Below are 19,307 nucleotides of genomic sequence, written 5' to 3' on the forward strand. Positions count from 1 at the left end.
ACCCACCCTGTGGCTTCCGGGTGCCCCCGGCCAGGCTGCCGGCCCGGGGCATGAATCACTGCATCCCGGCGGTATGGCGCCGCACCGCCTGGCGTACTTCGACTTCAGGGTGTGCCGGCCGCGCTGCTGCCCGCCGCGTCGTCTTCGGGGGCCTTGTCCTGGGCTGGCGCCGGAGCCTCGCGATGAATGAGTACCACCGGCATCTTGCGCACCCCGCCATCGAACAGCACCCGGTTGACATCGGGCCGGGCGTAGTGGCCCACCGTGTCGATCAGGTGCTTGGCGTCGGGAATCTGGCCCAGATCGATGTCGGCATAAGCAATGCCTTCCTGGTCTTCGATGCAGGCCAGGACTTCGCCAAAGGGCGAGTAGATGGCCGCCACACCGCCGCCCACGGCCAGCTTCGCGCCCAGGCCCGGGTCGAGCTTCTTGTAGAACTCGACCTCTTCTGCGCCAATGCACGAAGACGAGGCGATCACGAACATTTGCCCTTCGATGGCTGCAAAGCGCGATGTGGTCTTGATGACCGCAGTGCGGTCGCGCGGCTGGCTTTTCAGGTTGTTGCCGGGCCAGTTGGCGATGTGCACCTGCTCGTGCTTGCTGTACAGCGTATAGCGCGCCAGGGGCATGATGTTTTCGTAGCAGATCAGCCCGCCGATGCGCCCCAGCGAGGTCTCGTGCACCACCAGGTCGCTGCCGTCGCCGCGCCCCCAGAGGGTGCGCTCTTCGCCCGTGGGGATGAGCTTGCGGCGGCAACTGATGAGTTCACCTTGCTCGTTGATGAAGGCCTGCGAGTTGTAGACCGTGCCGTGATCCTTTTCGTTGATACCGATCACGATGAACACGTTCTTTTCTTTTGCCTTCTGGCACAGGCGCTGCATGGCCAGGCCATCGAGTTCGACCGACTGCTCGTAGAGCCGCTTGTACAAGTGCCCGCGTTCGACGTTGTTGACGGCCATCCAGATCCACCACGGGTACAGGGGCAGGAATGTTTCTGGAAATGCAATCAGCCGTGCCCCTTTGGCAGCGGCTTCGTCGACCATGCTGCAGCATTTTTCCACCGTTCTGTTCAGATCGAACATGTACGGGGATGCCAGTACTGCCGCGGCCTTGTAGGTTTCAGCCATGTGGTTTCTCCATCAACCTGGGTGTATAGAATCCTTGGAGCATGTTATCAGATGAGTGGCGTGGCTGAACATGGCCGGGCACCGCTCATTGGGTACCGCTCAGCCCAGCTGCGCCGACGCCCGCGCAAACGCATCCAGGTACGGCTGCAGCGCTGCGCCGCGCATCTTCAGCGCGGCCTGGTTGATGATCAGGCGTGAGGACACCGGGCGGATCTCCTCGACCTCGACCAGACGGTTGGCGCGCAGCGTATTGCCCGAGGACACCAGGTCCACGATGGCATCGGCCAGCCCTACCAGCGGCGCAAGTTCCATCGACCCATACAGCTTGATGATGTCCACGTGCACGCCCTTGCCGGCGAAGTGCTCGCGTGCCGAGCGCACATATTTGGTTGCGATACGCAGGCGCGAGCCCTGGCGCACCGCGGCCTGGTAATCGAAGCCCTCGGGCGTGGCTACGCACAGGCGGCACCGGGCGATGTTCAGGTCGATCGGCTGGTACAGCCCGCCGGGGTGCTCGGCCACGTGCTCGTAGAGCACATCGTGCCCGGCGATGCCGAAATCCGCCGCGCCGTACTGCACGTAGGTGGGCACATCGGAGGCGCGCACGATCAGCAGGCGCAGTGCCGGGCTGTCGGTGGGCAGGATCAGCTTGCGCGAGGATTCGGGTTTCTCGGGCACGCCCACCCCGGCGGCCGCCAGCAGCGGCAGGGTTTCGTCGAAGATGCGGCCCTTGGACAGCGCCAGCGTCAGCGGTGTGGCGTTCCCTGCATTTGGCGACAGGCCCACTTGCGCCCCTGCAACGGGGCCAGGGCGCAGGCCCGCCTGTGCGCCCGCGCCCGAGTCAGCGCCGGGGCCGGGGCCAGCGCCTGGGTCGGCCTGTGAAGCCGTGTCGGGATGAGTATTCAAGACAGCCTCCGGATGTCTGCGCCCAGCGCCTGCAGCTTGTGCTCCATGCACTGGTAGCCGCGGTCCAGATGGTAGATGCGCTCGATGGTGGTCTGCCCGCGTGCGGCCAGGCCGGCAATCACCAGGCTGGCGGAAGCGCGCAGGTCGGTTGCCATCACCGTGGCACCCAGCAGTTCGGCCACGCCCGTGACCACTGCCGTATGCCCGTCGATCTCGATCTCGGCACCCAGGCGGCAGAGTTCCTGCACATGCATGTAGCGGTTCTCGAAGATGTTCTCGGTGATCACCGCAGTGCCCTCGGCCAGCGTATCGAGTGCCATGAGCTGGGCCTGCATGTCGGTCGGGAAACCCGGGTATTCGCTGGTGCGAAAGCCCGTGGCCCGCGGGCGCCCGCGCATGCGCGCGCGGATCCAGTCGGGCCCCGTCGTGATCTCGAGCCCGGCATCGCGCAGTTTGTCGAGCACCGCGCCCAGTGTCTCGGGCGCGGCGTCGCGCAGCGTGATATCGCCCCCGGTGGCGGCCACGGCGCACAGAAAGGTGCCGGTCTCGATGCGATCGGCCACGATGCGGTGCCGGGCGCCGTGCAACTGCGCTACCCCCTGCACCACGATGCGGTCCGTGCCGTGGCCTTCGATGCGCGCGCCCATGGCAATCAGCAGGCGCGCCAGGTCGGTGATTTCGGGCTCGCAGGCGGCGTTCTCGATCACCGTGCGCCCTTCGGCCAGCGTGGCTGCCATCAGCAGGTTCTCGGTGCCCGTCACCGTGACCATGTCGGTCACGATGTCCGCGCCCTGCAGCCGCCCCGCGTGGGCCACCACATAGCCGTGCTCGATGCGCACCTGCGCGCCCATGGCCTGCAGGCCGCGGATGTGCTGGTCCACCGGCCGCTGGCCGATCGCGCAGCCGCCGGGCAGGCTGACGCGCGCCTGCCCGGTGCGCGCCAGCAATGGCCCCAGCACCAGGATCGAGGCGCGCATGGTCTTGACCAGTTCGTAGGGGGCCTCGTGGCCCGTGAGCGCATCGGCCTGCAGATGCACCTGTGAGCCTTCACGCTGCGCCTGCACCCCCAGGCGCTGCAGCAGCGTGAGCATGGTGTCCACGTCGCGCAGCGCCGGCACGTTGTCGAGCACCAGCGGCTCGGCCGTGAGCAGCGCCGCGCACAGGATGGGCAGCGCCGCATTCTTGGCGCCGGAGATCGACACCTCGCCCTGCAGCGGCCGCCCGCCGCAGATCAGCAGCTTATCCATGCGGCCTTCCGGGTGGGCAGCCAGCCGGCCTCATGGGCGCTCGGCTTCGTATTCCGCCGGGGTCAGCGTGCGCATCGACAGCGCGTGGATTTCTTCGCGCATGCGCTCGCCCAGCGCCGTGTAGACCACCTGATGACGCGCCAGCGTGCGCTTGCCCTCGAACAGGGGGCTGACGATCACGGCTTCGAAATGGGCACCGTCACCGCGCACCTCGAGGTGGGTGCAGTCCAGGTGGTCGGCAATGTACTGGCGGACTTGTTCGGGAGTAGGCTGCATGGGTCAGCTCCGCAATTTGTAGCCCCGGGCCAGCAGGCGCAGGGCAAACAGGCTCAGCAGCACGGCCACGGCCAGCACGATGGCCAGGCCGCGCCAGGGCGAGACATCGGACACGGCAAAAAAGCCGTAGCGAAACCCGTCGATCATGTAGAACACCGGGTTGAAACGCGACACGGTCTGCCAGAACGGCGGCAGGCTGTAGATGGAATAGAATACGCCCGAAAGAAACGTGGCGGGCACGATCAGAAAGTTCTGGAACGCGGCCAGCTGGTCGAATTTTTCGGACCACAGCCCGGCGACCAGCCCCAGCGTGCCCAGGATCCAGCACGACAGCACCGCGAACACCAGCATCCACAGCGGCGCCTGCACGGGCAGCGCCACGAAGAACAGCGCCACCACCCAGATGCACGCCCCCACGGCCAGGCCGCGCACCACCGAGGCCATCAGGTAGGCCGCGAAGATCTGCCGGTGCGAGAAGGGCGGCAGCAGCACGAAAATCAGGTTGCCCGTGATCCGGCTCTGGATGAGGGACGAGGATGGATTCGCAAAACTGTTCTGCAGCATGCTCATCATCATCAGCCCGGGGATCAGGAAGGCCGTGTACGGAATGGCGTCATAGACCTGCACGCTGTCTTCCAGCACGTGCGAAAAGATCAACAGGTACAGCAGGGCGGTGACCACCGGCGCCGCGATGGTCTGCAGCCCCACCTTCCAGAAGCGCATCAGCTCTTTGTGCAGCAGCGTGGGAAAGCCCGAGCCCAGCACCGGGCGCGCTTGAGACAGGGGACGGATCACAGTTCGGCCTCGAGTACGGAGTCATCGTGCATGATGCGCACGAACGCGTCTTCCAGATCCGACCCGCCCCAGCGCGCCATCAGCGCCCGGGTGGTGTCGAGCGCCACCACATGGCCGTGCTTGAGCATGGCCACCCGCCCGCACAGCGCTTCGGCCTCTTCGAGGTAATGCGTGGTCAGCAGGATCGTGTGCCCGGCGTGGTTGAGCCGCGTGATGAATTCCCAGAGATTGCGGCGCAGGTCCACATCCACCCCGGCCGTGGGTTCGTCGAGGATGATCACCGGCGGGCGGTGCACCAGCGCCTGGGCCACCAGCACGCGCCGCTTCATGCCGCCCGAGAGCGCGCGCATGTTGGTGTCGGCCTTGTCGAGCAGGCCGAGATTGTCGAGCACTTCGTCGATCCAGTCATCGTTGCGGCGCAACCCGAAGTAGCCCGACTGCAGGCGCAGCGTTTCGCGTACGGTGAAGAACGGGTCGTAGACGATTTCCTGGGGCACCACGCCCAGCGACTGGCGCGCACGCCTGAAATCGTGCACCACATCGTAGCCGCACACGCGGGCCTCGCCGCTGGTGGCATGCGCCAGCCCGGCGAGAATCGAGATGATGGTGGTCTTGCCGGCGCCGTTGGGCCCCAGCAGACCAAAGAACTCGCCCTCTTCGACGGTGAGATTCACGTGGTGCAGGGCCTGGAAGCCCGGGCCGGGTGCGCGGCCGCGCAGGCGGTCGGCCCACGAGCGCGGTGGCGGGGCGTAAGTCTTGGAGACGTCGTGCAGGTATAAGGCGGGCATGGATGTATGGGGGGGGGCGGCGGATGAGGTGCAGCACCATCTGCCATTATATCGTGTCAGGGATTTCCACTAGCGAGTGCCCGCGCCCGGCCTGCATCAATTGCGTTTTTTCAGCGCCTCGATCAGGCCATCCACCCCGCTGCGGTTGATTTCGTCGGCAAACTGGTTGCGGTAATTCTGGATCAGCCAGATCCCTTCGACGTTCAGGTCATACAGCTTCCAGCCCGCGTCCGTGCGGGCCATGCGGTAGTCTACCCCGATCGCTGGCGCATTCGATTGCGAGATCGTCGTGCGCACCACCGCATCATCGGCCTTGGCGTCGCCGCGAAACGGCAGCAGCGAGATCGTGGTGCCGGACGTGACTTTGGTGAACGCCCCGCTGTACGTGCGGATCAGCGTACCCGTGAACGCATCCACCAGGCCGGCCTTCTGGGCAGCGCTGGCCTCGCGCCAGTACCGGCCGGCCGCCAGGCGCGTCATGCGCTCCATGTCGACATACGGCAGCGCGTATTCGCGCACCAGGGCCGTGATGGCCGTGGTATCGCCCGCCAGTGCCTTCGGGTCGGCCTTGACCGCCGCCAGCATGTTGTTGGCCACGGCGCCCAGAAAGACGTTGGGTTCGGCGTGCGGGTCCACCGCTTCGGTGCCGCTGGCCAGGCCCGGGCCCGTCAGGGCCAGGGCCCCGCCCAGGAAACACAGTGCGAACAGGCGGCGGAAAAGATTCTTGAAACGTGTCATGGCATTTTCTGGTTGGCAAAAGGCCCGGCCCGGCGATCTCGCGAGGCGCGCCTTGTGGTTCATTCTTCGGGGGGCAGCAGATCCGGGTCTTCATAGACCGGCAGATAATCGTCACCTGCGGCACCCAGCGCTTCGGCCGTGGAGGCGTGCTCGCCCGCCCGGCGGCTGTCGAGCATGGCCTTGCGCCGCTGCAGGTAGGCATCGCGGATGAAGCTGTACTTGTCGAGGGCGATCTGGTCGACCAGTTTTTCATCTTCGAGCAGGCTGGCCCGCGCATCCACCAGGTACAGGCCGATGAGCGAATTGCGCACCGGCACGTCATTGATGGCGAACACGGCCGAGGTGATCGTGCCCGGCGCCGCCAGCGTGACCAGGGTACCCGTGCCGTCGCGCACGGAACTGGCGCCCAGGAACGGCAGCACCAGGTACGGGCCGGAATTGAAGCCCCAGACGCCCAGCGTCATGCCGAAGTCATTGGGGACCTTGCGCGCCCCGTTCATCGACGCCACGTCGATGCAGCCGCCCAGGCCGACCGTGCTGTTGAACAGCACCCGCCCGAAGGTGTCGACGAAATCGCGCCCGCGGCCCTGCAGGAAACTGTTCACCCCCGACCAGACATCCCCCACGTTGCCGAAGATGTTGTGGATGCAGGTGCGCACCGGGCCGGGCACCACGGCGTTGTAGCCCGTGGCAATGGGCTTGAGCGTGTAGCGGTCGACCGTTTCGTTGAACTGGAACATGCCCCGGTTGAACGACTCGTAGGGGTCTTCGGGCGGCGGATTGGGGACGTGCGCGCAGGCCGTGAGCACCACCACGCTGGCCAGCGCCAGCGCCGTGCGCAGCCCGCGCCGCGGGCGCAGCCCGGGCAGCCCGGCCGGCGCTGCCGATGATGGCCCCCGCCTGGCGGGGCCGGCGTGTTCGGCGCGGCAGGTATCTTTGCCACGGCCGGCACTTTGGTCACGGCAGGCACTTTGGCCATGGCAAGCATTTTTGCCATGGCAGGCGTTCTTGCCACGGCCGACGTTCCGGCCATCGGCGTTCCGGCCATGATGGACGGAGGCTGCAGAAACAGGAGTCATCATCTTGTTGTTCATTGTATGGTGCTTGTTTTCCGGCTGTGGCGGCTTATTTGCCCGCGCCTTCGGCCGAACTGTACAGGAACTTGCTGATCAGGTCTTCCAGGACCACGGCCGACTGCGTGAACCCTATCGTGCTGCCATTGGCCAGATTCTTGTCATCGCCCCCCGGCGTAAGCCCGATGTACTGCTCGCCCAGCAGGCCCGACGTCAGGATGGCCACCGAACTGTCGGCCGGGAACTCGTACGCCGATTCGAGATCCATGCTGACCAGCGCCTGGAAGCGCTGGTTGTCGAAGCCGATGGACGACACCCGGCCCACCACCACGCCACTGCTCTTGATGGGGGCCCGCACCTTCAGGCCGCCCACGTTGTCGAAGTATGCCTGTACCTTGTAGGTGGATGCAAAGGTGAACGAGCTCATGTTGCCGGCGCGCAGCGCCAGGAACACCAGGGCCAGCAGACCCAGCAGGATGAACAGGCCGACCAGAAAATCGGTTTTATCACGAGTCATGAGCGTTGCTTCCGTTGTGGATCATTGTGCATGGTGCCGGCCATGCAGCAGGCCAGAATAGGGTGCAGGCGGATGAGGGCGGGCGGATCATTGGGCGAACATCAGTGCAGTCATCAGAAAATCAAGCCCCAGCACCGCCAGGGCGCCATCGACCACCGTGCGGGTGGTGGCGCGCGAGACGCCTTCTGGCGTGGCGCGCGTCGTCCAGCCCTGGTAGAGCGCGATCAGCGTGACCACGGCGCCAAACACCACGCTCTTGATCACCCCGTTCAGCACATCATCGACCACGTCGACCCCGCTTTGCATCTGCGACCAGAACGCGCCCGGGTCGATGCCGATCAGGATCACGCCCACGAACCAGCCGCCCAGCACCCCCACCATGGAGAAGACCGCCGCGAGTATGGGCATGGCGATGACACCGCCCCAGAAACGCGGGGTGAGCACCCGGCGGATCGGATCCACGGCCATGACCTCCATCGCCGCGAGCTGCTCGCCCGCCTTCATCAGGCCGATTTCGGCCGTGAGCGAGGTGCCGGCACGGCCCGCAAACAGCAGCGCCGTGACCACGGGCCCCAGTTCGCGCGTGAGCGACAGCGTGACCAGCAGGCCCAGCGCTTCTTCGGAGCCGTAGCGGTTCAGCGTGTAATACCCCTGCAGCCCCAGCACGAAGCCCACGAACAGGCCCGAGACGCCGATGATGAGCAGCGAATGATTGCCGATGAAATGGATCTGCTGCGCCGTCAGGCGCGGCCGGCGCAGCACCACGCCGCTGCGCGCCAGAATCTGGGCAAACAGCCGCGCAAACGCGCCCAGGCCCATGATGAGCTCGATGAGCCAGCGGCCCAGGGCCCGGACCTGGCGCACGCCCGCCTGCATGACAGACCCGTTGGGTTGCGGTGACGGGCTCATGGGCGCCCTTTGCCGGCCAGCCAGCGCTCGAACGCCGGCGTGTCTGGATAATGGAACCCGATCGGCCCATCGGGCCGGCCCTGCAGGAACTGCTGCACGTAGGGGTCATCGGACGCCTGCAGGTCGGCTGGCTGGCCGTTGGCCACGAAGCGGCCCTGGCCAATCAGGTAGACCTGGTCGGCAATGGCAAAGGATTCGACCACATCGTGCGTGATCAGGATCGAGGCGCAGCCCAGCTGGCTGGTGAGCGTGCGGATCAGCTGCGCCGTGATGCCCAGCGAAATGGGATCGAGCCCGGCAAAGGGCTCATCGAACAGCAGCAGCTCGGGTTCGAGCACGATGGCGCGCGCCAGGGCCACGCGCCGTGCCATGCCCCCGGAGATTTCGGAAATGCGCAGGTGCGCCGCCTGGCGCAGGCCCACCGCCTGAAGTTTGTCGAGCACCCGCTCGAAGATCTGGTGCTCTGAAATGCACGTGTGCTCGCGTAGCGGAAACGCAACGTTTTCGAACACGTTGAGATCCGTGAACAGCGCGCCGGCCTGAAACAGCACCCCCATGCGCTGGCGCACCTGACGCAGGGTTTCGCCCTGCAGCCGGGCCATGTCCTGGTCGAACACCCGCACCGTACCCTTTTGCGGCACCAGCTGCCCGGTGACCGCGCGCAGCAGCGTGGTCTTGCCCGAGCCCGAGCCGCCCATGAGCGCCACCACCTGCCCCGGCAGCACGCGCAGCGAAATCTCGCGCAGCACGGTGAAATCGCCGTAGCCCAGCGACACGCCATCGAACAGGACCAGAGGAGAGGGGGTACTCGTTGCCATGGCAAGGATTGTACTAGAGACCTACACGCCGGCTACCCACCGATATGCGGGGTGTGGCGCGCAGGATGCAGAGGCCGCTCAGGTCAGATGTCATACCAGCGGGCCATCCACCAGCACCCGGGGGATGCCGCGCGAACAGCGCTCGGTGCGCGCGCGCACGCCCCAGACGCGTGCCAGGGTGTCTGGCGTCAGCACGGCTTCGGGTGCCCCCTGGGCCACCAGGCGCCCGGCCTGCAGCAACAGGCAGCCCTGGGTGTACTGCAGCGCCACGTTCAGGTCGTGCAGCACAATCAGGGTCAGGCAGCCGCGCTCGCGGGTCTCGGCCGCCAGCAATTGCATGACCTGGGCCTGATGGCGCAGGTCCAGCGCCGAGAGGGGCTCGTCCAGCAACTGGATGGGCACCTCGCGCACCAGCACCTGCGCCAGCCCGACCAGCTGGCGCTGCCCGCCCGACAGGGTATCGAGCGCGCGCAGGGCTAGGTCGCCCAGCCCCAGCCGCGCCAGCACCGCCTGGGCTGCGCGCAGCGAGGCCGCCCGGCCGTGCAGGCGGCCGCGCTGCCAGTCGGCCACCAGCAGGGCCTCGAGCGCGCGCAGCGACACGGCCGGGGGCAGATCCTGCGGCAGATAGGCCACCAGGCGTGCCCGGGCCTCGGCGCCCAGGCGCAGCAGATCCACGGCGTGCTGCGGCTCATGGGGCCGCTGTGCCTTGGCGCCCGTCAGTTCATGGAGCTGCTGTTCCCCGGCGCCCATCAGCTCATGGGGTCGGTGTTCCCCAACGCCCCGCAGATCATGAGGCCGCTCCACCTCAACGCCCTGTGGTTCATGGCGCACCTGCGCCCCGGCGCCCTGCGTGGCGCGCACCTGCCCGGCCAGCGCCCGCAGCAGGCTCGTCTTGCCGCTGCCGTTGGGCCCCAGCACGGCGATCAGCTGCCCGCCGGCCAGCGGTTCCGCACTCAGGTCGTGCAGGATCGTGCGCCCGCCCAGATCCAGGCGCAGGTTACGGATGGTGAGCATCAACGGCCCCGCGTCACAAGGGCCTGCGCCACAACAGCACCAGGAAGAAGGGCACCCCCACCAGCGCGGTCACGATGCCGATGGGCAGCACCAGCCCCGGGATCAGGCTCTTCGAGGCCAGGGCCGCGAGCACCATCACCAGGCCGCCCAGCAGGGCGCTGCCGGGCAGATAATGGCGCTGGTCCTCGCCCAGCAGCAGGCGCGCCATATGGGGTGCCATCAGGCCCACGAAACCGATGGTGCCCGCAAAGGCCACGGCCAGCGCGGCCAGCAGGCTGATGCGCAGCAGGGCGCGCTGACGCAGGCGCGCCACAGGTATGCCGAAACTGGCCGCACGCGCTTCGCCCAGGCGCAAGGCCGTGAGCAGCCGGGCGTCGTACAGCGACCAGGACAGCATGGCCGCCACCGCCAGCAGCAGCGTGCCCACCACCGGCCAGGTGGCCTGTTCGAGGCTGCCCATGGTCCAGAACACCAGCGCCTGCAGGGCCTGGCTGCTGGCCGCGAACTGCAGCAGCGAGAGCACGGCATTGAAAGAGAACACCAGCGCGATGCCGAACAGCACCAGCCCGCTCGTGCTCAAGCCGCCCCAGCGTGCCAGCGCATCCAGCAGCAGGGCCGCCAGCATGGCGAATACAAAGGCATTGACGGCCACCATCCAGGCCTCCGGTACCCCTGGCAGCGACCAACCCAGCACCAGGGCCAGCGCCGCCCCCAGCGCGGCGGCCGAAGCCACCCCCAGGGTGAACGGGCTGGCCAGCGGATTGTCCAGCACGGTCTGCATCTCGGCCCCGGCCAGACCCAGCGACAGGCCCACCGCCAGCGCCATCAGCGCGTGCGGCAGGCGCAGCTCCCAGACGATCACCCGGATCACGTCCGGCACCTCGGCCGGCTGCCAGAGTGCCTGCCAGAACGATGCCAGCCCCAGGCCCGCCGGCCCCGTCAGCACATCGGCCGCCAGCGCCGGCACGAGCGCCAGCGCCAGCAGCGCCAGTGCCAGCCAGCGCCGCCGCAGCAGCGCCTGATAGCCCTGCGCCAGGGCTGTGGCGTCCGGTGGCGCGCCCGGCGCACCGGGCGGATCGCGCTCGGATCCCGAAGCGGAAGGATAGGACAGGCGGTTCATGGCGTGATCATACCGGCAGATCGCGGCTGCGGTTGCGGCTGCGGCTGCGGCTATGGGCGTGGGCGTGGGCGTGGGCGTGGGCGTGGGCGTGGGCGTGGGCGTGGGCGGGCCGTGCACGACCACGGCCCCTGCGCCGGGCGCTGCGGCCCGGCGCACCGCACCGCGTGTACCGGTCGTGCCCGCCCGGCGCGGGTTTGGTCGCCCGGGCCCACATGAGCGACAATGAAAGCAAACGCACCGGGACATCGCCATGCAAAACCCATCTTCCATCGCCATTCCCCGCCACATCCGCCGGGTGGCCGTATGCGGCGCCGGCGTCATGGGCGCGCAGATCGCCGCCCACTGCGCCAACGCCGGCCTGCCCGTGATTCTTTTCGACCTGGCCAGCCCGCCGGCTGCGCCCGGCACCGCGGCGGCTGCCGCAGGCGCCGCGAAAACCACGGGCCCTGCGATGGCTGCCACGAGCGCCGCAAAAGCCACAGACACCGCAAAAGCCACAGGCGCCGCTTTGCGCGCCCCGGCATCGGCCATCGCCGCACAGGCCCTGGCCCGGCTGGCACGCCTCAAGCCTGCCGCGCTGGGCGTGCCCCAGGCCGTCGAAGCCATCCGGCCGGCCAATTACGAAGACGACCTGGCCCTGCTGGCGGGTTGCGATCTCATCATCGAAGCCGTGGCCGAGCGCCTGGACATCAAGCGCGACCTCTACCACCGTATCGCGCCGCACGTGGCCGCGCATGCCCTGCTGGCCAGCAACACCTCGGGCCTGTCGCTGGCGGCGCTCTCGGATGCCCTGCCCGAGGCCTTGCGCACCCGCTTCTGCGGCGTGCATTTCTTCAACCCGCCGCGCTACATGCCGCTGGTCGAACTCATCCCCACCGCACACACCCGCCCCGAACTGCTCGATGCGCTCGAAACCTTTCTGGTGGGCCGCCTGGGCAAGAGCGTGGTGCGCGCTCACGATACGCCCAATTTCATCGGCAACCGCATCGGCGTCTTCGGCATCCTGTCGGTCTTCCACCATACCCAGGCGTTCGGCCTGCCCTTCGATCTGGTGGATGATCTCACCGGCACACGCCTGGGGCGTGCCAGGTCGGGCACCTTCCGCACAGCCGACGTGGTCGGGCTCGACACCCTCGCGCACGTGATCCGCACCATGCAGGATCAGCTGCCCGATGACCCCTTCCATGCCTGCTTTGGCGTGCCGCCCGTGCTGCAGGGCCTGCTCGATGCCGGCGCCCTGGGGCAGAAGACCGGCGCCGGCTTCTACAAGAAAGAAGGCAAGGCCATCCTGCGTCTGGATCCCGCCAGCGGCCAGTACGTGGCCAGCGGCGCCCGGGCCGACGACACGGTGCGCGCCATGCTGGCCCTGCCCGATCCGGCCGAACGGCTGGCCGCGCTGCATGCCAGCGAGCACCCGCAGGCGCGCTTCGTCTGGGCCGTGCTGCGCGATGCCTTCCACTACAGCGCGCTGCACCTGGGCGAGATCGCCGCCTCGGCGCGCGAACTCGACAGCGCCATGCGCTGGGGCTTTGGCCATGCGCTGGGCCCCCTCGAACTCTGGCAGGCCGCCGGCTGGCAGGCCGTGGCCGGCTGGATCGCCGATGACATCGCCGCCGGCCAGGCGCTCAGCAGCGCCCCTCTGCCGGCCTGGGTCACCCAGGGGCCCGTCTGGCAGGCGCAGGGCGTGCACGGGGCGGCGGGGTCGTTCAGCCCGGCGCGCACGGCCTGGGTACCCCGCAGCCGCCTGCCCGTGTACGCACGCCAGGTCGGGGCCGAGCGTCTGGTGGGCGAACCCCCCGCGCTGCAGCCGCGCATCGTGTTCGAGACCGATGCCGTCCTGGCCTGGACCCTGCCGGCCGGGGGCGCGGCCACGGGTCGAGCCGGATCATCCGGCACGGTGCCCGGCTCCAGCGTCGCCGCCACAGGCCCATCCGATACCGCGGGCGGATCCAGCACTGCCACGGGCCCGGCCGGCGCCAGCGTCGCCGACATCGCCACCGCGACCGATGACGTGCTCATCGTGTCCTTCAAGACAAAAATGCACACCCTGGGGCCCGCCGTGGTCGATGGCGTGCTGCAGGCGCTCGAGCGCGCCGAACGCGATTTCGCCGCCCTGGTCGTGGGCCAGCTCGCCGAGCCCTTCTCGGCCGGGGCCGACCTCAAGGCCATGCTGCCTGCCTTTGCCAGCGGCGGCCCGGCCGCCATCGAACCCTTGCAGCGCGCCATGCAGGATATGACGGCGCGCCTGGCCAGCGCCCAGGTGCCCGTGGTGGCCGCGCTGGCCGGCCTGGCCCTGGGCGGTGGCTGCGAACTGGCCCTGCACTGCGCGCGGCGCGTGGCCCATTTCGAAACCTGGATGGGCCTGGTCGAAGTGGGCATGGGCCTGGTGCCTGGCGGCGGCGGCCTGGCCTGGGCAGCGCGCCGGGCGGCCGAACTGCAGGCCGAAGCGGCGCCCGATGCGCCCCTGCTGGCAGTCCTCAAGCGTTTCATGGAAACCATCGCCACGGCGCGTGTGTCCACCTCGGCGCTGGATGCCCGCGCACTGGGCTGGCTGCGGGCCAGCGATCCCATCGTCATGCAGCGCCACGAACTGCTGCACGTGGCCGTGCGCGAGGCGCGCCAGATGGCCGACGCGGGCTGGCACCCGCCGGTGGCGGTGCCCTTCCCGGTGGCCGGGCGCGACGCCATCGCCACCCTGCGCGCCCAGTTGCTCAACCTGCAGGTGGGCGGCTTCATCAGCGAATACGATGCCCACGTGGCCACTGAAGTCGCCCGCGTGCTGTGCGGCGGCGATCTGGACCCCGGCAGCCGCGTGGATACCGCCTGGATGCACCAGCGCGAGCGCGAGGCCTTCCTCGGGCTGCTGGCCCATCCCAAGACCCAGGCCCGCATCGCCGGCTTCATCCAGACCGGCAAGCCCGTGCGCAACTGAGACAGGAGCCGGACATGAGCACTCTGCACACCGCTTACATCGCCGCCGCCATCCGCACCCCCATAGGCAAGGCGCCGCGCGGCATGTTCGCCCACCAGCGGCCCGACGAACTGCTGGCCACCACCCTGCGCGGCCTGCTCGCGCAGGCGCCCGGCCTGGACCCGGCGGCCATTGAGGACGTGGTCGTTGGCTGCGCCATCCCCGAGGGGCCGCAGGGCCTGAACGTGGGCCGTGTCGCAGCCCTGCTGGCCGGCCTGCCCGTATCGGTGCCCGGGGCCACCATCAACCGCTTCTGCGCCTCCGGGCTCACGGCCATCTCGATCGCGGCCGACCGCATCCGCGTGGGCGAGGCCGACGTGCTCATCGCCGGCGGGGTCGAATCCATGAGCCAGGTGCCCACGCTGGGCGTGAGCACCAGCTTCAGCCCGCAGATCTTCGACGAACACCTGGGCATCGCCTACGGCATGGGCGCCACCGCCGAGCAGGTGGCCGAGCGCTGGCAGGTCAGCCGCGCCGACCAGGACGCCTTTGCCCTGCGCTCGCACCAGCGCGCCCTGGCGGCCCAGGCCGCGGGCGAATTCAGCGACGAGATCCTGCCGGTGGACATCATCCGCCGCACGCCTGACCTGGCCAGCGGCCAGGTGCACGAAACGCAGCGCCGCGTGGCGCTCGACGAAGGCCCGCGCGCGGACACCAGCCTCGAGGCCCTGGCGCGCCTGCGCCCGGTCTTTGCCGCCCATGGCAGCGTCACGGCCGGCAACAGCTCGCAGACCTCGGATGGCGCCGGCGCGCTGCTGGTGGTCTCCGAACGCGCCCTCAAAACCCACGGCCTGACCCCGCTGGCGCGCTTCGTCACCTTCGCCGTGCGCGGCGTGCCGCCCGAGATCATGGGCATAGGCCCAAAAGAAGCCATTCCGCTCGCGCTGCGCCAGGCCGGCCTGCAACTGGCCGACATGGGCTGGATCGAACTCAACGAAGCCTTTGCCGCGCAATCCCTGGCGGTGATCCGCGACCTGGGCCTGGATGAGGCCGTCGTCAACCCCATGGGCGGGGCCATTGCGCTGGGCCATCCGCTGGGCGCCACGGGCGCCATCCGTTCGGCCACCACCGTGCATGCCCTGCGCCGCCACGCCCTGCGCTACGGCATGGTCACCATGTGCGTGGGCACCGGCATGGGCGCGGCCGGCATTTTCGAGCGCTGCTGAAATCCGCAGCTGCGGCACGCCGTCCATGCCACTGGCCCCACGCCTGCCCCTGCGCCTGCCCCGCGCCCACCGTTGCTGACCAGGTACCGCCCATCATGTCCGCGCACAATCCGCCGCCCACCGCATTGCCCCCCCGCCTGGACGCACTGCCCGAATGGCAGCGCTTCGTGCAGGCGGCGCGCCAGGCCAGCCCGCAACCAGACCGTCTGGATCTGATCGAAACCCATGGCCTGACGCTGGACTCCAGCGGCCAGCGCCATTCCGACGCGCTCATCGCCGCCGGGCAGGCCCTGCTGCAGGCGCGCGGCTTCGAGCAGGCGCGCGCCCGGCTGCTGCGCGGCGAAGTGGTCAACCTCACCGAAGAGCGGGCCGCCTGGCACAGCCTGCTGCGTGCCCCCTCGCTGCCCGAGGGGACTGGGCTGGTGCGCCCGGACGCCCAAGCGCCCTTCGACGAGCGCGAGCGCGTGGACGGTTTCGTGCGTCGCGCCGACGCCGAACGCCGCTGGCGCCACATCGTGCACATCGGCATCGGCGGCTCCGACTGGGGCGTGCGCCTGGCCGTCTCGGCCTTTGGCTACGCCGGCACCTGGCGCGACGTGCGTTTCGTCGCGAACATCGATGGCCACGCCATCGAAGGCGGGCTCGCCGGGCTGGACCCGCGCCACACCCTGGTCGTGCTGGCCAGCAAATCATTTGCCACCGCCGAAACCCTGGAAAACGGCGCCCGCGCCCGCGAGTGGCTGCAGGCCGCCGGCCAGGACCCGGCCGCGCATATGGTCGCCGTCACCGCACGCCCCGACCGCGCCCGCGCCTGGGGCGTGCCCGAAGCGCACATCTTCCGCCTCTGGGACTGGATCGGCGGGCGCTTCTCGATCTGGTCGGCCGTCAGCCTGACCACCGCCCTGGCGGTCGGCAGCGAAGTGCTGGCCGGCCTGCGCATGGGCGCGGCCGCCATGGACGAGCACTTCGCCCAGGCACCGCCGGCGCACAATGCCCCGGTGCGCATGGCCCTGGCCGGCGTCGTCAACCGCAGCGTCCTGGGCCATGGTTCGCTCAACATCGCCCCGTACGACTCGCGCCTGGCCAACCTGGTGCCTTACGTGCAGCAGCTCGACATGGAGTCCCTGGGCAAATCGGTGGACATCCACGGCCGCCCCGTGGGCGTCGCCACCGGGCCCGCCGTCTGGGGCATGCCCGGCACCGACGCCCAGCACACCTTCTTTCAGTGGCTGCACCAGGGCAGCGACGGCGCCCCCGTGGATTTCATCTTCTGCCGCAGCGCGGATCACCAGTGGCCCGGCCACCACCGCCAGCTCGTGGCCAACTGCCTGGCCCAGCGCGAAGCCCTGATGCGCGGCAAGACGCTGGCCCAGGCGCTGGACGAATGCCGTGCCCAGGGCCTGACCCATGCCGAAGCGGCCCGCCTGGCCCCCCACCGCGTGCACCCCGGCGGGCGCCCCAACCACCTGATCGTGCTGCCGCGCCTGACACCCTACAGCCTGGGCGCGCTGCTGGCCCTGTACGAGCACCGCGTCTTTACCCAGGCCGTGATCTGGGGCATCGACGCCTTCGACCAGTGGGGCGTCGAATACGGCAAAGGCCTGGCCGACAGCATCCTGGCCGAGATCGACCCGCAGCGTGCGGCTGCGGCGGCCGCGCCGGCGCCGGCTGCGTCGACGGTCGGGGCCGGGCACGTGCCGGCCCGTGCGGCTGCTGCGGTGCCCGAGCACGACCGTTCCACCTGCCACTGGATACAGGCCCTGCGTTTCAACTTTCCTTTCAATGAGGAACAAGCATGACGGAATACGCACTTGTTCCCGGGGACATCACTGCGTCTACAATCGCACGCTCTTCCTGACCGACAATGCGAAAGCCGATTTATCGGAAATCTGGTCTGAATGCCTAAATTGCCCACTGAACTGCCCACCGTATGGTATGTCGTGCACAGCAAGCCCCGGCAAGAGGAGATTGCCCGGGTGCAGCTCGAACGCCAGGCCTTCGAAGTCTACCTGCCCCTGTTCCGGGTCTTTGCCAAACCCGGCCGACGTACCCGGGCGGCGGCGTCCACACCAGGGCGCCCGGTCCAGCCCACCACCTACGAGCCCATGTTCCCGCGCTACCTGTTCCTGCGCCCCACCCGCGCCACACAGTCGCTGGCCGTCGTGCGCTCCACCGTGGGCGTCAGCCGCCTGGTGCTGTTTGGCCACCAGCCAGCCCTGCTGGCCGATGATGCCGTAGAGGCCATCCGCCAGGCCGAGGCCCTGCGCAATACCGCGCCATTGGATGCCATCAGCCCCTACAGGCCCGGCATGGCCGTGCGCCTGCTGGACCCTGCCCTGGCCGGGCTGGATGCGCTGGTGCATTCCGTCTCCCGAGATCGCGTGACCCTGTTGCTGGAAATCCTCGGCCGCCCCCAGCACGTACAGGTCGAATTCGCGCACATCGCACCGCGCTGAGCCGCGCACGCACCGAGTGCGCCCGTCATCCCCGTGGACGAAATGCTGCCTTTTGCCTTTTGGACAGCTTGCTGCGCTGGGCCTGCTGCCCAGGCTGGCGGCGACCCAAGGGTAAACCCCCCCGCGTTCAGGGGTACTGCACAACACGAAACGTGATATCTTCATGCGTCAATGTTTCGTGGGGATCCGTTGCTTTGTCGCAAAAATGCCATCGCATATTGACACAACGGAAGTAATGCAGAAAGATGTCTCAGACTGTGCCAGAAGATGCGCATCTGGGCTGTTGTCGTTTCATTGCAAAAATCATCATTAATCGGGGTAAGGGCATGAACAAAATCTACAAGACGATCTGGAATGAGGAGACTGGCAACTTTGTAGTCGTGTCCGAACTCGCCAGTGCGCGCGGCAAGCGCACTGGATCCAGTCGCACTCGGCTCGCAGTGGCCAGCGTGGTCCTGGCCGGTGCCGGCCTGGTCGGGGGGACTGGGGCGGCGTTGGCGGCCAATGTTGCGGTTCCAGGGAGCGCGAGTGTCAATGGCAACGATGGCGTAGCGGTCGGCGAGGGCGCAACGGTAAACGGCGACAGCAGCGTAGCGGCCGGTCATGGCGCAAACACGAATGGTGACAACAGTGTGAGCATAGGCACTGGTGCCGGGGTGAATGGTGGCGCCAGCATCGCCATTGGTGAGGCTTCACATGTAAATGGCAACTGGAGCGGTGCCTTTGGTAATGGTGCCACTGTGACAGGCAACAGCAGCAGCGCGGTGGGCAGTGGCGCTACCGTGACAGGCGATCACAGCGGCGCGTTTGGCAATGATGCCAGTGTGACAGGCGCCAGCAGCGTGGCTGTTGGGCACGGTGCCCATGTGTCGGGCGACGGATCCTTTGCAGGTGGGAATGGCGCGCAGGCAACTGGAAATAGTGCGACGGCGCTGGGGATTGGTTCCAATGCGCAGGGTGTGGGTACAGTAGCTGTTGGCCCCGGGGCGCAGGCTACAAATAATTTCGCCATTGCAACTGGCGTAAGCGCCGCAGCCTCGGGTATCGACAGCATTGCCACTGGGCGTGACTCGAAAGCTACAGGCGCGCAGAGCATTGCCACGGGCCTCAACGCCGAAGCCTCGGGCGAGAACAGCGTAGCCACGGGTGTGGGTGCGGCTGCATCGGCTGACAATGCCTATGCCGCCGGTACTGGCGCCAGTGCTTCAGGTGAAAATTCCACGGCGATTGGTGTACAGGCCAGTGCCAGCGGTGCCAGTAGTGCGGCAGTTGGCGATGGTGCCCAGGCCACGAAAGATGGTGCCTTTGCCGGGGGTGCGGGTGCCACGGCAGATGGTACGGACTCGACTGCTCTGGGGATTGGTGCCCAGGCGAGTGGCGACGGTA

18 protein-coding genes are annotated in these 19,307 nt (G+C 68.3%); 5 read left to right on the forward strand and 13 right to left on the reverse strand.

The annotated features are described in order from the left end of the window. Positions 1 to 104 precede the first annotated feature (104 nt). From WCY17_RS11245 to WCY17_RS11305, 13 genes are all read right to left on the reverse strand, one after another. Entirely contained in the window at positions 105 to 1,127 is a 1,023-nt protein-coding gene (locus WCY17_RS11245) for a carbon-nitrogen hydrolase family protein (protein ID WP_372702285.1), read from the reverse strand. 99 nt (positions 1,128 to 1,226) lie between these two features. Continuing rightward, positions 1,227 to 1,907, reverse strand: coding sequence for an ATP phosphoribosyltransferase (gene hisG, locus WCY17_RS11250; RefSeq protein ID WP_372702299.1), 681 nt, complete (start codon positions 1,905 to 1,907; stop codon positions 1,227 to 1,229). A 122-nt stretch (positions 1,908 to 2,029) separates the two neighbouring features. Further along, positions 2,030 to 3,280 carry a UDP-N-acetylglucosamine 1-carboxyvinyltransferase gene (gene murA / locus WCY17_RS11255; RefSeq protein WP_372702286.1) on the reverse strand — a complete coding sequence of 417 codons (1,251 nt, stop codon included), beginning with the start codon at positions 3,278 to 3,280 and terminating at the stop codon, positions 2,030 to 2,032. A 30-nt stretch (positions 3,281 to 3,310) separates the two neighbouring features. Continuing rightward, positions 3,311 to 3,556, reverse strand: a complete 246-nt coding sequence (locus WCY17_RS11260) for a BolA family protein (protein ID WP_372702287.1) — start codon at positions 3,554 to 3,556, stop codon at positions 3,311 to 3,313. Between the two features lie 3 nt (positions 3,557 to 3,559). Then, entirely contained in the window at positions 3,560 to 4,348 is a 789-nt protein-coding gene (locus tag WCY17_RS11265; RefSeq protein ID WP_372702300.1) for an ABC transporter permease, read from the reverse strand. Further along, positions 4,348 to 5,139 (reverse strand): ABC transporter ATP-binding protein, encoded by a 792-nt coding sequence (locus tag WCY17_RS11270; protein WP_372702288.1) that lies wholly within the window; start codon positions 5,137 to 5,139, stop codon positions 4,348 to 4,350. Before WCY17_RS11270 ends, WCY17_RS11265 begins: the two co-directional genes overlap by 1 nt. A gap of 96 nt (positions 5,140 to 5,235) precedes the next feature. Next, positions 5,236 to 5,877 carry a phospholipid-binding protein MlaC gene (locus WCY17_RS11275; protein ID WP_372702289.1) on the reverse strand — a complete coding sequence of 214 codons (642 nt, stop codon included), beginning with the start codon at positions 5,875 to 5,877 and terminating at the stop codon, positions 5,236 to 5,238. 59 nt (positions 5,878 to 5,936) lie between these two features. Beyond that, entirely contained in the window at positions 5,937 to 6,737 is an 801-nt protein-coding gene (locus WCY17_RS11280) for a VacJ family lipoprotein (RefSeq protein ID WP_372702301.1), read from the reverse strand. 265 nt (positions 6,738 to 7,002) lie between these two features. Then, entirely contained in the window at positions 7,003 to 7,467 is a 465-nt protein-coding gene (gene mlaD, locus WCY17_RS11285; protein WP_372702290.1) for an outer membrane lipid asymmetry maintenance protein MlaD, read from the reverse strand. 87 nt (positions 7,468 to 7,554) lie between these two features. Then, the gene (mlaE, locus tag WCY17_RS11290) at positions 7,555 to 8,343 is read right to left on the reverse strand and encodes a lipid asymmetry maintenance ABC transporter permease subunit MlaE (protein ID WP_372702302.1); all 789 of its coding nucleotides are present in this window, start codon (positions 8,341 to 8,343) and stop codon (positions 7,555 to 7,557) included. A 29-nt stretch (positions 8,344 to 8,372) separates the two neighbouring features. Next, positions 8,373 to 9,194, reverse strand: a complete 822-nt coding sequence (locus WCY17_RS11295; RefSeq protein ID WP_372702291.1) for an ABC transporter ATP-binding protein — start codon at positions 9,192 to 9,194, stop codon at positions 8,373 to 8,375. A 90-nt stretch (positions 9,195 to 9,284) separates the two neighbouring features. Further along, positions 9,285 to 10,208, reverse strand: coding sequence for an ABC transporter ATP-binding protein (locus tag WCY17_RS11300; RefSeq protein ID WP_372702292.1), 924 nt, complete (start codon positions 10,206 to 10,208; stop codon positions 9,285 to 9,287). A gap of 13 nt (positions 10,209 to 10,221) precedes the next feature. Further along, complete coding sequence (locus WCY17_RS11305) at positions 10,222 to 11,445, reverse strand: FecCD family ABC transporter permease (protein ID WP_372702293.1); 1,224 nt, start codon at positions 11,443 to 11,445, stop codon at positions 10,222 to 10,224. Positions 11,446 to 11,578: 133 nt separating this feature from the next. On the opposite strand from WCY17_RS11305, the gene WCY17_RS11310 reads away from it, so the two are divergent. From WCY17_RS11310 to WCY17_RS11330, 5 genes are all read left to right on the forward strand, one after another. Further along, entirely contained in the window at positions 11,579 to 14,260 is a 2,682-nt protein-coding gene (locus WCY17_RS11310) for a 3-hydroxyacyl-CoA dehydrogenase/enoyl-CoA hydratase family protein (RefSeq protein ID WP_372702294.1), read from the forward strand. 14 nt (positions 14,261 to 14,274) lie between these two features. Continuing rightward, on the forward strand, positions 14,275 to 15,465 hold the full coding sequence (locus WCY17_RS11315; RefSeq protein ID WP_372702295.1) for an acetyl-CoA C-acyltransferase: 1,191 nt from the start codon (positions 14,275 to 14,277) through the stop codon (positions 15,463 to 15,465). A 95-nt stretch (positions 15,466 to 15,560) separates the two neighbouring features. After that, complete coding sequence (pgi, locus tag WCY17_RS11320; RefSeq protein ID WP_372702296.1) at positions 15,561 to 17,264, forward strand: glucose-6-phosphate isomerase; 1,704 nt, start codon at positions 15,561 to 15,563, stop codon at positions 17,262 to 17,264. A gap of 99 nt (positions 17,265 to 17,363) precedes the next feature. Beyond that, positions 17,364 to 17,921, forward strand: coding sequence for a transcription termination/antitermination protein NusG (locus tag WCY17_RS11325; RefSeq protein ID WP_372702297.1), 558 nt, complete (start codon positions 17,364 to 17,366; stop codon positions 17,919 to 17,921). A 326-nt stretch (positions 17,922 to 18,247) separates the two neighbouring features. Continuing rightward, positions 18,248 to 19,307, forward strand: a 1,060-nt coding sequence (locus tag WCY17_RS11330; protein WP_372702298.1) for an ESPR-type extended signal peptide-containing protein, incomplete at its 3' end; no start/stop codon positions are given.

It is taken from the genome of Castellaniella sp. (assembly GCF_041677825.1).
Taxonomy (GTDB): domain Bacteria; phylum Pseudomonadota; class Gammaproteobacteria; order Burkholderiales; family Burkholderiaceae_B; genus Castellaniella.

Bases quoted from the DNA above. Each gene is read 5' to 3' on its own strand.
- mlaE (WP_372702302.1), bottom strand. From the start codon at position 8,343: ATGCAGGCGGGCGTGCGCCAGGTCCGGGCCCTGGGCCGCTGGCTCATC.
- pgi (WP_372702296.1), top strand. From the start codon at position 15,561: ATGTCCGCGCACAATCCGCCGCCCACCGCATTGCCCCCCCGCCTGGAC.
- murA (WP_372702286.1), bottom strand. From the start codon at position 3,280: ATGGATAAGCTGCTGATCTGCGGCGGGCGGCCGCTGCAGGGCGAGGTG.
- WCY17_RS11245 (WP_372702285.1), bottom strand. From the start codon at position 1,127: ATGGCTGAAACCTACAAGGCCGCGGCAGTACTGGCATCCCCGTACATG.
- WCY17_RS11260 (WP_372702287.1), bottom strand. From the start codon at position 3,556: ATGCAGCCTACTCCCGAACAAGTCCGCCAGTACATTGCCGACCACCTG.
- mlaD (WP_372702290.1), bottom strand. From the start codon at position 7,467: ATGACTCGTGATAAAACCGATTTTCTGGTCGGCCTGTTCATCCTGCTG.
- WCY17_RS11310 (WP_372702294.1), top strand. From the start codon at position 11,579: ATGCAAAACCCATCTTCCATCGCCATTCCCCGCCACATCCGCCGGGTG.
- WCY17_RS11295 (WP_372702291.1), bottom strand. From the start codon at position 9,194: ATGGCAACGAGTACCCCCTCTCCTCTGGTCCTGTTCGATGGCGTGTCG.
- WCY17_RS11300 (WP_372702292.1), bottom strand. From the start codon at position 10,208: ATGCTCACCATCCGTAACCTGCGCCTGGATCTGGGCGGGCGCACGATC.
- WCY17_RS11315 (WP_372702295.1), top strand. From the start codon at position 14,275: ATGAGCACTCTGCACACCGCTTACATCGCCGCCGCCATCCGCACCCCC.
- WCY17_RS11325 (WP_372702297.1), top strand. From the start codon at position 17,364: ATGCCTAAATTGCCCACTGAACTGCCCACCGTATGGTATGTCGTGCAC.
- WCY17_RS11275 (WP_372702289.1), bottom strand. From the start codon at position 5,877: ATGACACGTTTCAAGAATCTTTTCCGCCGCCTGTTCGCACTGTGTTTC.
- WCY17_RS11270 (WP_372702288.1), bottom strand. From the start codon at position 5,139: ATGCCCGCCTTATACCTGCACGACGTCTCCAAGACTTACGCCCCGCCA.